This window comes from Pseudomonas sp. Root401 (assembly GCF_001425105.1).
In the GTDB taxonomy this organism is placed as follows: domain Bacteria; phylum Pseudomonadota; class Gammaproteobacteria; order Pseudomonadales; family Pseudomonadaceae; genus Aquipseudomonas; species Aquipseudomonas brassicacearum.
The window spans coordinates 13,871-26,777 of sequence record NZ_LMDO01000023.1; the positions used below are offsets into that span (position 1 = coordinate 13,871).

15 protein-coding genes are annotated in these 12,907 nt (G+C 62.2%); 3 read left to right on the top strand and 12 right to left on the bottom strand.

Annotated features, from left to right (window positions below; all coding sequences use genetic code 11):
* Positions 1 to 643: 643 nt before the first annotated feature.
* Positions 644 to 871, top strand: a complete 228-nt coding sequence (locus ASC85_RS17205) for a hypothetical protein (protein WP_430458893.1) — start codon at positions 644 to 646, stop codon at positions 869 to 871.
* A gap of 83 nt (positions 872 to 954) precedes the next feature.
* Positions 955 to 1,941: an acrylyl-CoA reductase (NADPH) gene (gene acuI, locus ASC85_RS17210; protein WP_057450617.1), complete on the top strand. Its 987-nt coding sequence runs from the start codon at positions 955 to 957 to the stop codon at positions 1,939 to 1,941.
* An 8-nt stretch (positions 1,942 to 1,949) separates the two neighbouring features.
* Here acuI and ASC85_RS17215 read toward each other — a convergent pair whose 3' ends face one another.
* From ASC85_RS17215 to ASC85_RS17270, 12 genes are all read right to left on the bottom strand, one after another.
* Positions 1,950 to 2,774 (bottom strand): DUF4198 domain-containing protein, encoded by an 825-nt coding sequence (locus ASC85_RS17215; RefSeq protein ID WP_027911580.1) that lies wholly within the window; start codon positions 2,772 to 2,774, stop codon positions 1,950 to 1,952.
* Positions 2,775 to 2,781: 7 nt separating this feature from the next.
* Positions 2,782 to 3,105 (bottom strand): hypothetical protein, encoded by a 324-nt coding sequence (locus ASC85_RS17220; protein WP_028236812.1) that lies wholly within the window; start codon positions 3,103 to 3,105, stop codon positions 2,782 to 2,784.
* Positions 3,106 to 3,127: 22 nt separating this feature from the next.
* Positions 3,128 to 4,123 carry a metal ABC transporter substrate-binding protein gene (locus tag ASC85_RS17225; RefSeq protein ID WP_223524490.1) on the bottom strand — a complete coding sequence of 332 codons (996 nt, stop codon included), beginning with the start codon at positions 4,121 to 4,123 and terminating at the stop codon, positions 3,128 to 3,130.
* Positions 4,120 to 5,025 carry a metal ABC transporter permease gene (locus ASC85_RS17230; RefSeq protein ID WP_028236814.1) on the bottom strand — a complete coding sequence of 302 codons (906 nt, stop codon included), beginning with the start codon at positions 5,023 to 5,025 and terminating at the stop codon, positions 4,120 to 4,122. Before ASC85_RS17230 ends, ASC85_RS17225 begins: the two co-directional genes overlap by 4 nt.
* Positions 5,022 to 5,702: a metal ABC transporter ATP-binding protein gene (locus tag ASC85_RS17235; protein ID WP_223524484.1), complete on the bottom strand. Its 681-nt coding sequence runs from the start codon at positions 5,700 to 5,702 to the stop codon at positions 5,022 to 5,024. The genes ASC85_RS17230 and ASC85_RS17235 overlap by 4 nt, the downstream gene beginning before the upstream one ends.
* Before the next feature lie 14 nt (positions 5,703 to 5,716).
* A complete protein-coding gene (locus tag ASC85_RS17240) occupies positions 5,717 to 6,649 on the bottom strand; it encodes a metal ABC transporter solute-binding protein, Zn/Mn family (protein WP_027911575.1) in 933 nt (310 codons plus the stop codon).
* Complete coding sequence (locus ASC85_RS17245; RefSeq protein WP_057450619.1) at positions 6,646 to 7,386, bottom strand: DUF6162 family protein; 741 nt, start codon at positions 7,384 to 7,386, stop codon at positions 6,646 to 6,648. Before ASC85_RS17245 ends, ASC85_RS17240 begins: the two co-directional genes overlap by 4 nt.
* On the bottom strand, positions 7,386 to 7,874 hold the full coding sequence (locus ASC85_RS17250; protein ID WP_027911573.1) for a DUF6644 family protein: 489 nt from the start codon (positions 7,872 to 7,874) through the stop codon (positions 7,386 to 7,388). The genes ASC85_RS17245 and ASC85_RS17250 overlap by 1 nt, the downstream gene beginning before the upstream one ends.
* A gap of 40 nt (positions 7,875 to 7,914) precedes the next feature.
* Positions 7,915 to 8,397, bottom strand: coding sequence for a DUF6644 family protein (locus ASC85_RS17255; protein WP_027911572.1), 483 nt, complete (start codon positions 8,395 to 8,397; stop codon positions 7,915 to 7,917).
* 21 nt (positions 8,398 to 8,418) lie between these two features.
* Entirely contained in the window at positions 8,419 to 9,915 is a 1,497-nt protein-coding gene (locus ASC85_RS17260) for an alpha/beta hydrolase domain-containing protein (RefSeq protein ID WP_223524481.1), read from the bottom strand.
* A gap of 46 nt (positions 9,916 to 9,961) precedes the next feature.
* A complete protein-coding gene (locus ASC85_RS17265) occupies positions 9,962 to 10,726 on the bottom strand; it encodes a hypothetical protein (protein ID WP_027911570.1) in 765 nt (254 codons plus the stop codon).
* A 76-nt stretch (positions 10,727 to 10,802) separates the two neighbouring features.
* On the bottom strand, positions 10,803 to 11,186 hold the full coding sequence (locus ASC85_RS17270) for a DUF6152 family protein (protein ID WP_027911569.1): 384 nt from the start codon (positions 11,184 to 11,186) through the stop codon (positions 10,803 to 10,805).
* Positions 11,187 to 11,422: 236 nt separating this feature from the next.
* On the opposite strand from ASC85_RS17270, the gene ASC85_RS17275 reads away from it, so the two are divergent.
* Positions 11,423 to 12,760 carry a hypothetical protein gene (locus ASC85_RS17275; RefSeq protein ID WP_057450620.1) on the top strand — a complete coding sequence of 446 codons (1,338 nt, stop codon included), beginning with the start codon at positions 11,423 to 11,425 and terminating at the stop codon, positions 12,758 to 12,760.
* The last annotated feature ends 147 nt before the right edge of the window (positions 12,761 to 12,907 follow it).

A 12,907-nucleotide genomic window follows, 5' to 3' on the forward strand; every position in this document is an offset into this window, starting at 1 on the left:
GGCCAGCACATCCAGAATCGTCATCGGCTATGACACCGCCATCGCGAGCAAGCTCGCACACATTSGATCTTCAGCAGACACAGAATCCATGTWCACCGAAAAACCTGTGGGAGCAAAGCTTGCTCGCGAAGAGGCCAGCACATCCAGAATCGTCATCGGCTATGACACCGCCATCGCGAGCAGGCTCGCTCCCACATTCGATCTTCAGCAGACACAGAATCCATGTACACCGCAAAACCTGTGGGAGCAAAGCTTGCTCGCGAAGAGGCCAGCACATCCAGCATCTTCATCGGCTATGGCACCGCCTTCGCGAGCAGGCTCGCTCCCACGTTCGATCTTCAGCAGACACAGAATCCATGTACACCGCAAAACCTGTGGGAGCAAAGCTTGCTCGCGAAGAGGCCAGCACATCCAGCATCGTCATCGGCTATGACACCGCCATCGCGAGCAGGCTCGCTCCCACATTGGATCTTCAGCAGATACAGAATCCATGTACACCGCAAAACCTGTGGGAGCGAGCCTGCTCGCGAAGAGGGCTGCAAGCCCAACAGCCATGTGACTGACCCATAACCATTGGTGAGGCAATTTTTGCGCTTTTTTCGAAAGTTTAAATGGCCGCAGAAACAGAACCGATTATTCAAAAGTGACGAAAGTGGTGAACCAGGCCATGGCGACCGCCGACGGCCCCGACGTGGTGGCTGAAGTGGTACTCCAGATCGCGCGTGCCGAGCGTCCGAAGTTGCGCTATACCGCTGGCAAAGCGGCCGGCCAGTTGCAGTTCATGCGCTGTTTTGCTCCGGCACGCTTGCTGGAAACGGGCATCCGCAGGGCGCTGCAACTCGAAACCAAACGGCCTTCTCAGGCACACTGATGCGGCCTGGCCATACCCGTTGCCGTGTCTGTTGCATCTGCAGGGCAGCGATGACGATCCTTTGAACGAACAGGACAAGAACCATGACATTCAAGGCGCTGCTCACGACTAAAACCGGCGAAGCGATCTCGACCCATCTGGTCGACTTCAAGGACGAGGACCTGATGCCCGGTGACGTTACCGTCGCGATCGAGTTCTCGACCGTGAACTACAAGGACGCCATGGCCCTAAGTGGACGCTCCCCCGTCATTCGCCAATTTCCGCTGATTCCGGGCATCGACTTCGCTGGTATCGTCGAGACGTCCAGTCACCCGGGGTTCGAGGCCGGCGACCGTGTGCTGGTCAACGGCTGGGGGCTGAGCCAGACCCACCACGGCGGCTTTGCGCAGAAGGCGCGGGTGAGCGGTGACTGGCTGGTAAAAGTCCCGGAAGTATTCTCGACCCAGGCGGCCATGGCCATCGGCACCGCAGGCTACACGGCGATGCTCAGTGTCCTGGCATTGGAGCATGGCGGGCTGACCCCGGATCGAGGCGATATCCTGGTCACCGGTGCCAGCGGCGGCGCCGGCTCGGTGGCCATCGCACTGCTGTCGGGCCTGGGCTATCGAGTGATCGCCTCGACCGGACGGCAAGAGGAGGGCGACTACCTGCGCGACCTTGGGGCGACGCAGGTCATCGACCGCAACACCTTGTCGCAGCCGGGCGCACCGATTGCCAAGGAACGCTGGGCTGGCGTCATTGATTCGGTGGGCAGCCACACCCTGGCCAACGCCTTGGCTCAAACCCAATATCGCGGCGTTGTCGCTGCCTTCGGCCTGGCCCAGGGCGCGGATCTGCCTGGCTCGGTGCTGCCTTTCATCTTGCGTAACGTAACCCTGGCCGGTATCGATTCGGTCAATGCTCCGCAAGCGGTGCGCCTGCAGGCATGGTCGCGACTCGCCCAGGACCTTGATTTGAGCAAGCTGACCCGCACCACCCAGATGGTTGGCTTGGCAGAGGTGCCGGCCGTTGCCACTCGGGTACTGGAAGGCAAGGTGCGCGGGCGCACCGTCGTAGATGTGAACGCATGAGGGCCGGGTCACTTCATGTCCCTGGCCTGCACCCACAGCACCGCGTCTTGCGACAGGGGTTTGCCCTTGTAGGTTTTCGTCGCACCGATGTCGAGCGCGGCGATGCCCCACCAGCCGGCCCGGGGCAGGCCGATGGTCACGATACCTTGGGCGTCCGCGTAGGTGTTCTGGGCTTTGAATGAGGCTTGGGGGGCTGTGACATAGTCTTGCTGGCCGAAGGCGTTTTTTTCGAGATCAACGGAATGGTTGACGTATTCGATTTCGACTTCGGCGAACGGAACAGGCTTGCCATCGGCCAGCACCACGGCGCGGAACACGCCGCCGGTCCAGTTTGCATAAGGCTTGTTCAATGGCTGGATCTCCACCGGCAACCCTTGTGGTTCTGCCCAGTTACTGGGGACTCCACCGACGTTCACGATGAGCTTGGCGAACTGTTGGATATAGACATCTTCCTCGGTCTCCAGGTAGGGCTCGGGTTCGAGGACGAAGATGTGATCGCCCAGTGAGCGCACCAACTCCCGTGGAATCGAGGCACGATAGGCCGTCGTTCGGTTGTCGCGACTCTGCCACTCGACGGGGCGCAAGTATTTGCGCAGATCGACTTTTTCTCCGCCATGGGAGCTGCTGTGGCTGAAGGCGCGAGGTTCATTCATGGCCATGGTGGGGCCGCCGGAGAAGGGGTGGGTGAACACCAGGGCGAACTCGAGTTTTTCTGCGCGCTGCAGCGCCGTTTCCTCGAGGTAGAGCATCTGGAAATGGGCCTGTGCCGCGCCGGTCAAGCCAGTGAGTGTCGTAGCGGCAAGGGCCTGGAGCAGTTTTCGTTTGAACGTCATGTCGCTTTCACCTTGAAATGTCGGAAGACTGAATCGTGATTTCATGGCCGGCGCCACCGAGGAACACCACGGAGTAGTTTCCGGCGGGGGGCTGGAACATGTAGGTGTTGTCCTTGCCAACCTCGCCTTCGAGCAACACTTTGTTGCTCGGGTCCTGGACATGGATTTTTCTGCCGGTGGCCGAGCTGCCATCGGTGAAGCCCGCCTCGCACTTCACCTGGTTATCGCCCTCGATGTAGCAATCGAAGACGGGGCCATGGGCGAAGGTTGCCTGGCAGAACGCCAGAGCGCCTGCCATCGCTAGCCGCAGTGCTGAACCTATGAATTTCATAACGTCTCGCCGTCAAGATCGTTCATTGGGAGGGCGACTGACCATCGCCCCTCGTGTTGTCGTTGCCAGTCGTAGCAAAGGCCGCCAGCAGGGCCTCCAGGTTCGAACCCAGGAGTGCTTCGTATCCGTTGGCCTTGTCGGCGAGCATTCCCGGGTTGCCTGTATCGAGTATCAGCAGCCGCGCGCCCCCGTCCTTGATGGCCTTGGCGATTCTGGCGTCCGGTGCCCACTTGTGGACCACTACGCGGATGTCACGCTCGCGCAGGTATTGGGTCAGCGCGGCACAGTCAGCGTCGCTCCAGTCGATGTCCTGTTGGACGAACCAGCCGTCGACAAAGACGCCGAATTCGCCGAACAGGTAGATGAACTCATTGGCCAGCGACAGCACGCGCAGGTCCGGCACTGCCGTCAACCGGGCGCCGTAGTCTGCCTTGAGCCGGCGCAAGCGGCCTTCGAGCGCGGCGAGGTTGCGCTCTATCCGTGGCGCATCGGTGGGGGCCAGGCGTGCCAGGTCGGCAGCGATCAGCGCCGACATGCGCATGGCGTTGACGGGGCCGAGCCAGGCGTACGGGGATTGCCCCTCATCGGCCTCGCTCGCGGCGGCCCAGGGAACGTCGTTCGATGGCGCGCGGGTCGAGGCCACGCCGGGCTTGATGGTGTCCCATGAGCGCGAGGCATCGATCTCGACGATCCGCAGATTTTGCCGGCGTGCCGCCGCATACAGCGGATCCGCGCGCCAGAGACTGCTGAGGGTGACCACGGCTTCGGCCTGCTGGAATACCGCGGCGTCCAGGCGCGACAGCGCGTTGGCCTGGCTTTCCATGGGCACGGCCGCGTCTGCCGGAACACGGACGACCTCAAGGGTGGTGCCGTCGCTGAGTGCCGAGGTGAGCGCATACACGGCAGGCAGTGCGACAAGCACCTGTTGCCGGCTAGTGTCGGCAATGGCCGAAAGCGGGCTGCCCAGCAGCAATGCCAGCATCGTCAGCCAGGACCTGTAGAGCCATTGCCTGTTCATACGCTGGCCCCCCTGAACCGGGACGCGGTAGCGCGCATGACGGTGGTGGCGATAAACACCAGGGCGGCGACTATCACGATTGCGCCGCCCGTTGGCACGGGAATGTGAAACTGCATCGGCGCCAGGATGCCCACCACGCAGGAAAAGGTCGCGATCAGGATGGCGCGCGCCACCAGCCCCGGGAGTGAACGGCTGATGTTGCGTGCCGCCGCTGCCGGTATGAGCAGAAGGGCTTCGACGAGCACGGCGCCGATGATTTTCAGGCAGGCGACCGTCACCAGGGTGACCAGCACCACAAACAGGTACTCGACGCTTCGCACACGCACGCCGCGGGCATGTGCCAGGCTCGGATTGAGGCTGGCCAACAGCATGCCGTTGTACAGCGGCAGTCCGAGCAGCGCACACATCGCCGTGACGCCAAGCAGCACATTCATGTCGGTGTGGTCCACCGCCAGGATGGAGCCGAACAGCACGCTTTCCATCACGTGGGTGTTGATCTTCGCCGACACGAACAGCAACAGCGAGGCACCGACCGCCAGCGAGATGGACAGGAACACGCCGATCAGCGTGTCATTGGCCAGCGTGGTGCGGTGCTGCGTGTACTTCAGTGTCAGCGCGAACAACAAGCAAAAGCCGAACATCGAGAAGTAGGGGGACGTGTAGGATTCGCCGATCAGCACGCCAATGGCAACGCCAGTCATCGCCGCGTTGCCGACGGACTGACTGAAGAACGCCATGCGCTTGATCATCACCATCGAGCCCAGCACGCCCAGCAGCGGTCCGATGAGCACTGCGCAGAGCAATGCATTGATTACGAATTCGTACTCGAACGGCTGCGGCAGGATGCCACTCGAGGCGAGCGCCTGCAGGTGGTTGCGAATGAAGTCGTACAGGGCGCTCATTGGCCCCCCTCCAGTGAATAGGCGACTTGGTAGGGGGCGCCGTGGAACAGCACTCTGCGGTTGATAACCGTCACCGATTGGGCGATGCGCCTGACCTGTTCCAGGTCATGGTTGATCCACAGGATAGTGACGCCACGGCCGTGCAACTCGGCCACCAGCGCCTCCACCAGCCGCACGCCCGATTCGTCGATGCCGGCGGTTGGTTCGTCGAGGATCAACAGCCAGGGCGCCGGGCTGATCGCCTGGGCCAGCAGCACGCGCTGGCGCTGGCCACCGGACAGGCTGCCAAAGGGTTTGGCGCCCATTCCGGCCACGCCGGTACGCGACAGGGCCTCGGCATTGGCCGCCTTGGCGGATCGGTTGGAGCCCAGGAAGGCTGGCCGGCGTTGACCGAGAAGGGCCATGAGATCGTTGACCGTCATCGGCAGGTTGCGGTCGAAGTCCGGCAATTGCGGGACATAGCCCACGGGGGTGGTGACCTCGCCCTCGAAGCGGACCGTTCCCGAATGCGGCATCTGGCCCAGCAGTGCGCGCACCAGTGAAGTCTTGCCGCCTCCGTTCGGACCGACCAGGCAGTGCAGCGCACCGGCTTCCACCCGAAAACTGATGTCTTCAAGCACTTGCGTGCCTCCCAGTCGCAGGGAAACGTTATCGAACACTATGGCGGGACCGCGCATCGCTGGTGTCTCCTTCATCGCTGCATGAACTCAACGGCTTCGGCCAAGGTCTCGAGGTTTTCGCGCATCGCCACCTCGAATTCGTCCGCGCTGTAGGTATCGCCGGTGATGTGAGACAGCGAGAAGACCTTCACGCCGGTGGCGGCTTCGATAGGCTTGGCGAGATCGAGGGAGAAATTTTTCTCGGCGAACAACACCTTCACATTGGCCTTCTTGATGGCGTCGATGGTGTTGGCCAACTGGCGCGCGGTCGGCGCGACGCCATGACGGGGCTCGATCACCGCGCTCACGAACAGGCCGAACTCCTGCATCATGTAGTCGTAGCCGGCATGGGTGGTCGCGCAGCGGAACGAAGACAAATCCAGCGCGGCGAAGCGGGTCATGAAGCCGGCCCTTAGCGCCCGGATGCGCGCGGCATAGGCCAGGGCGTTTTGTCGATACGCCGCAGCGTTGCCCGGGTCCAGCTCCCCCAACCGGCGAGTGATCTCGAAGACTTGTTGTATCGCTGCCGTGGTGGAAACGAAGGTATGCGGATTGACCACCTTGGCGCCGTCCTGGTCGCCGCCGATGGGAATGAGGGCCACCGAGGCATTGGCCTGGATGATCGGCAGTGTCGCCCCGCGGCCGGCGGCCTTGATGATCTGGAAGGCCCATTCGTCGTGGCCGATGCCGTTGACGACCAGGGCATCGAGGGTCATCGCGCGGGTGATGTCGTCGGGCTGCGGCTGATAGTTATGCGGGTTCGCCTGTGCCGGAATGAGCGCAACGACCTCGGCTCGATCGCCGACGATATTCGCCACGAAGCTGTAGTACGGGTGCAGGGTGACGCCGATCTTGAGCTTCTTGCCCAAGGGCGCAGTCGGGCCAGCGAGTGCGATGGCGGGTATCAGCACCAGCAGCGCAAGGCAACGACGCCACAGTGCGCGGTGTCTGGTAGAAACGGTCATGGCTGGTTTCCTTTTACACGTTCGACTTCGCTGGCACCGTTGTAAGGGATGACTTGGCGCCAACCGCTGCCGACCAGCGATTCAGGCTTGACGATGCCGGGGTAGGGCGCGTTCGGGTCGCGATGGACCCAGATCGTCGCCTGGTTGGCCCACATGACGCCGGCATGGGCGTGCCCAATGACGAGCAGATAGGCGCTCTGGCCGGGCGCGTGACCGCCGGAGCCGTAGTAGACCGTGGCGCCCTGGCCCTGGGTGGCTTGTGATACGTCGCTGGGGCTCGGGGCTTGCGGGGTGTCGGCGTCGTCGTGATCATCGACGGAACCGGCATGGGGCAGGTGCGTGCCAGGCAGAATCAACTGCCAGTGCACCTCGCCATTGGTTTTCCAGAAGGCGTCTCGATAGAACGGCGGCAGCAAGATCTTCTGAGCCTGCTCCAGCGTGATCCAACCGCCGGTGTCGTTGTTGTTCCAGATGATTTCTTCACCGGCGGGCAACAGGGCGCTGTGGATGGCCTGGTCGACCGCACCCAGGCCATCGAAGGAGCGCACCTGCCAACTCAAGGGTGTCGGTGGGCCGGCGTGCTGTGGGCGCAGCAGCACATAGCCTGTCACGCAGGCGACGATTGCCAGGGCCGCAAGCAACAGGGCCAGCGATTCCCAGCGGCTGGATGCCGGGCGCACGACCTGGATCGCGCCGTTGGCGTCATCGCTAGGGCAGGTGTGCGACAGGCGAGCCATCAGACGAATCCGATCCAGCGGCCAAGGCAGATCACGCTCACCCACAGCGTCAACGAGCTGAACCCAGCGATACGGGCCTGGTTGGGCGGCGGCAGGGTCGTGTCCCATTCGTCGATCCGGCGATAGGCGCCCAGGTGGAATATCCCCATGTTCACGCCCGCCAGCAGCAACAGGCCCATCTTCCACCAGAAGACGCTGTTCTGCGCATAGGTGGTGGCATTGGAGGTGAACATGAGCAGGCCGGTAACCACGCAGGCTGCGAAGGCGACCCAGGTGAATGGCAGCAGTTCCTGGATCAGCCGTAGCGCGCTTCGCCGATGGGAGGCGACGCCAAGCAGGCGCAAGTCGACGACGGCGATGGTCCCGAACACAAGGGCGATGCCGATCACATGCACCGACTCCAGGTTTGGAAAAAACGAGCCCGACTCTCTGATGTAGGCGGCGACAGAGGTGTCCTCGAGGGCTTGCAGTATCGATTGGATGTCCATGGCGAATACCTGAGAAAAACGTTCATTGAAAACGCTGGGATCAGTAGGCAATCCAGCGACCGCAGAAGATCACGCCGCACCACAGGGCGATCGACAGCCAGGCCAGCGCCTTGAAGGGAGGCTTCTGGTCCTCGCCTTGCGCTTGAGCGGCGGGACGCAGCAATGGGCGCCGGATTGACCAGGCCAGCGTGAACACGGCGACGACCAGGAACATCTTCAGCCAGAACGTCGTGTTGACCAGTACGCGGTCTGGCTCGCCGATGATCATGACCAGCCCGGTGAGGAGCAGGACGATGAGCGCGGCGCGCATCCACGGGAAATAGCGGCGCACGACGCCAGCCATGGGCTCGTCGGTGGCGAACACGCCGGCCAGGCGCAGATCAGAGATCACGGCGGCGCCGAAGATCACTGCGATGGCGACGATATGAACGCTCTGGATGCTCGGCACGACCCAGGACAGGTCCCTGATAGCGGTGCTCAACGGTGATGCATAGATCCAGGCGATGATGAGTTCTGATGACATTTGCTTTGCTTCCGCATGGGGTTAGAAGTCTTGTGGTCTTGCGATCGGACGCAGGCCCGTTGCGTCTTCCGGAAGGAGATAGCCTTGCTTGATCGAGAGGCGCTTGGCGTCCTCGAATGCCTGTTCGTAGTGACTGAAGCTGCCGTAGCGCTGGCGCAGCACGTCCTTGGAATAGGGCTCCTTGGTGTCATAGATCAGGCCGCAGCCGGTCTCCTGGTCCGTGAGGTAGGCCGCGCTGGGCACCTGGATCCACGGCGGACGCACGCCCCCTTGCAGGTTGCCGCTGGCGGGGTCGCGCACGGCGGCCTTGCCCTCGCGCACGACCCGCGGCGCCTTCGGCATGGCCTTGCCCTCGCGCACCCATTGGTCCATGCCGTCAAGGAGCGCCGAGACGATCAATTCCGCCGGCTCGTCGTACAGCGTCCGGCACCGTGGGTCGTCGCCCTTGCCGACGTCGGCGGCAAACAGTTCGGTATGTTCCGTACCGAGGTCGGCCAGCCGCAGGTGCGGCATACCAGTCACTTCGTAGTAGCGAAGCTGCGGGCTGTCGCTGTCTGGCGGCAAGTCGATGCCTTCGATCACGTCGTGCATCAGTTCGGATTGGCTGTAGACGGTCACGAACGGCACGCCGCCGGGCATCTTCCGGGGTAGTCGAATGACGTCGCCACCCACCTCGCCATAGGCCATGCGCCCGGTCATGTAGGCATCGATCAGCGGCCTTTCGTCGGGCATGCGCCATTGCTGGTGGCGGCCCTGGTCGAGGTAGTCCATCCAGACTTGTGCGGTCACGGCCCAGCTATTGACGTACACGCGCTGCACGTCGAGGCCTGCCAGCGGTCCTTGCGCCGCATTGGTCTTGAGCAGCAACGCCAGTTGCGCCGCGATCCCCTGTGACTGCGGAACGAACGGATCAGGGCCTTCACCGCGGGTAAAGCGCTCTGGATCGTAATAGGTGCCCAGCGGCGCATAGCGTGCATAGTCGAAGCGGCGCATGAACTCGAAGTTGACGATCCGTCCGTACTGGGCGATCTGCTCGGCTTCGGCGGCCGGGGTGTCCGAGATGAACTTGGGATCGACGGCCGGCTTGTTCATGTTCAGCGTGTAGCCGACGTACGCGTAGCCACGCCGGAGCAAGTAATCACGGGTCAGGATCCATCCAGCGCCGCGCTCGCCAAACCAACTGAACGGCTCGATCACCACCGTGCCGTTGAAGCGCGCCGGGTCCGCCGGTTTACGCACCAGGATGCGCGTGGTGTAAGGCGCCTCGAGGAGGGTCTTGCCCGCGGCGGTAATGGCTGGGGCGACACCTTGCAGGTAAAACTCCTCTTCGATGTAGCCGTACTTGTCGAGGTCGCTGTGTTCGGTGCCCGGACGTTTCGCCGACGACAGCGGTGCCACGCTGGAGGGCGGCACGGCGATGGCCGTGGGCATGCGGGGCACCTCGGCGAACGTGTTCGAGGTGAGAATCAGCGACAGCAGGGCGCCTTGCAGCGTCGGCCGCAGGAGGCTGAGGGTCATCGGTCGTTCCATCCGCTCATCTCCAAGGGGGGCGTCGATAGGGGCTTCACTCACGGCTGAGGGACGCCTTGCCTTCGCTGTCGATGACGATCTGGTTGTTCTCGCAGACATACTCTTGAATGGCGTAGTTGGAGCGCTTGTAGTCGAACGTGAACCGATACGGAGTGTTGAGCACCTGCGGGTCCTCGATCACCACCTGGTCTTCCAGGTGATCCGGCCCGCGTAGCCTGATGCGTTCAGTGATCTTCATCTCCTCACTGTGGGGAACGTCATAGAACGTCACGTCCGTTCGCACGCGTTGTGTCTCTACCACGAGCGTGTCGCCTTCCCAGTGGCCGCGCGAATGCCCCTGGTACTTGGGGTCGAGCTTCTCCTTGGGCGGCAATGCCTGGTTCAGGAGAATCCGGCGCACCTGCTGGAGGTACTCGCCGAGGACAATCACTTGCTTGTCGTCGTGAATGATCTGGATCGGGAAAAGCGCCGCCATCAACGTCGGCATTCCCTCAGGCAGGCACTTGGAGCTCGTCGTGGCTATAGGCGTCCCGGCTTCGTTCGCTACGGCTTGTTTCTTCTTCAGCTCGGCGTATTGGCGGGCATAGGGTTCCTTCAGGTCCATCGGCCCGCCCGGGTGCACCGGATCGTCCGGGTTTTCACCGAACCAGTCGTCCGGGGTTCTTTCCCAGGTGCCGCTGATGTCCGCACGTGCGTTGTTCTGGGTTTTGGACGATGCCGCGTTGCACACCCCGGCGACGGTCACGAGGACGACGCCGAGGAAAATCGTTGCTGCGCTCAAGGTTCGTGTCGGTTTCATTGAAACGTCTCCACGCTGCTGGCCGGTTTGGTTCGGTTTGGTTCGGTGCCCATGAAACTGGGGGAGGGGGCTTGGCCTATCCGCCGCCTGAGAGCACGACGTCACCGATCTTGATCTCCACGAGCAGTCCGCCCGGGTCACCGTTTTTCAGCGGCCTGAAGGACACCTCGGCACTCTCGCCAGCCTTGATCGAGTCGGCGCTCCAACCCGCGCGCTGCAAGGCGTTGACGCTGCCCGTCTCGATCTTGAAGCGCTGGGCCGGCGGGCCGGGCGTATCGAGGTAAATCGTGATGTGCGGATTGGTCCAGGCGAAGCGCTCGACGACGCCCTGGACCGTGACCGTCTTGGTCTGGTCGAACAGCGCGAATGAATGGTGGGCAGTGGCCAGGGATGGCAGCGCACTGCAGGTGGCGAGGATCAGCAGGCAAAGCCCCTGACGTAACGGCGGTGATGGGGTCATGACGGTACCTCGTTCTTATGCGTTCTTGTGGCCCAGCATAGGGGGGGCGCCTGTGCAGGCCGTAGCCCAAAACGGCAACCGCTCATGTCTCTGGACATGTTTTTCGGTGGGGAGAAATGGCACCAAGGAAATGCGCGGCCAACCCTTTGCACATGCTGATTTGGGCTACCGCATGGGCGACCTGAATCGGAACACTCATGACTCGCCTCATAAAATCTAAAAACAGGAGAGACGTCATGCGCACCCCCTACTACGCCCCATTACTTTCGCTGGTTGCACTCTGCACATTGGAGCCGCAGGCGCAGGCCTATGAGTTCTACAACGAAGACGATGGCGCAACCGTCCTGAATGCCGACCTCTGGGCGGGGTTTGGCTGGTTCGGCAGTGAAAAGAACTACCTCGCCAATCCTGAGAAGGAACCCGGCAGGATGCGATGGCAAGAAGGCTTCGTGAAGTACGGCGTAAACGGTACGACGGACAAGATCGGTGCAGGTTCGGTCTACGGTGGGTTCAGCCTGATCAGCACGGGGACATGGGGCGATGGGGACGCGGGAGCGATCACCGCGGGAAATGAGAGAGAAACCGCTGTGGAAGATGCCTACCTGGGCTGGAAGTCAGGGGATCTGATTCCGGCCTTGGGCACGGACGGCGTTGATTTCTCTTTTGGCCGGCAGATCGTTACGGTGGACGGCTTCCTGATTACCGATGATGGGTTTGCCCCCGGGAACGCTTTCAACCCCATCGAGGGCGTAGCGCAGGGCCGCTTCAATCGCGGCGGTGCCTTTTACCTCGGCCCGCGGTTGGCGTTCGGGAATACGGCAGTCCTGAAGCTGGGCGGTACTCAGGGCCTTCACGGCAGCCTGATCTGGTTGAAGTCGGATAATCCCGGGCAGTCCAAGACTGAAGTGGCGGCCGCTACCGTCGACTACACGACGCCCATCGGCTCGATCGGTTCGACGTACGTGCGCGGCCTGGATGTCGAAGAGCGATACGTCTTTGGCGATCGGGGGGAGCGCAAGGGCATGGACATCTACAGCATCCGTGGCCAGGGTAATGCCGGCATCGAGAATGCGGATTTCGCGTTCGAAGTGGCGCGTCAGGAAAAGCGGTCGGGATCGCAGCGGGCGATGTTCTTCGACGCGGGCTACACCTTCGCCGATGTCAAATGGCAACCGACCGTGAGCTATCGCTATACGCGCTATTCCGAAGGCTGGGACTTCCTGTTCCAGGGCGGTTTTCGTAAACGCTACCAAGGTGAAGTCGGCGTGAATTACGCAGGTTCAGTGACTTCGAATATGCAGATCAATGATGTACTGCTCTCGGTCATGCCGACCGATAAGTTGACGCTTAACGCCATGGCCTTCGACTACCACCAGCTTTCCCGGCGGGGGGAGCAGGACTTCAGCGCACGCGAGTTCGACTTTTTCCTCGATTGGATGGTGACGGACAACATCACGCTCTCGCCCCTCGTCGGCTTCTACAAGCCCGATAAGTGGCTTGGAAACGGTGGCAACCAGAGCGGGAGTGCGTCGACGAACACCTACTTCCAACTCATCGCCTGGGTGAGTTTCTGAGCTGCCATCCACGCTGGCAAACACCGTGGAGCGCATGCTGATTTGGGATGTCTCCCCCAACGGAGTGCTTGCATATCGTCCCCCTTGAATCAACCACACCCACGCGCCTGGCACAGGCCGTCACGCACTTCAACGGTGGCGGTTTCG